The organism is Staphylococcus pasteuri (assembly GCF_030547725.1).
Classification (GTDB): domain Bacteria; phylum Bacillota; class Bacilli; order Staphylococcales; family Staphylococcaceae; genus Staphylococcus; species Staphylococcus pasteuri.
Map to the genome: position 1 here is coordinate 1 of NZ_JAUOQO010000468.1, position 262 is coordinate 262.

A 262-nucleotide genomic window follows, 5' to 3' on the forward strand; every position below is an offset into this window, starting at 1 on the left:
TCCATGTACGACACGAATTTACGTCACCCGAAGCGCCTTTTTTTATCTCTGGGAGTGAAGGGTCTCGTATTTATCATTCTCTTCAACCAAAAGAAGGCGAATTTGACATATTAAAGCACGAGGTTAACAGCTTTAAAGAAACTGACCTTCAAGCGTTACTGGATCAAGAACAGATCACAGATTTAGTCATAGTGGGAGCAATGAGCCACATGTGCATTGATGCCGTTTCTCGCGCTGCTGCTGACCTTGGTTATAACAACAC

Annotated in this window: 1 protein-coding gene; it reads left to right on the forward strand. The window is 43.1% G+C overall.

Annotated elements, in window-relative coordinates; all coding sequences use genetic code 11:
- A partial coding sequence (locus tag Q4528_RS14385; protein WP_303522314.1) for an isochorismatase family protein occupies positions 1–262 on the forward strand: 262 nt, incomplete at both ends.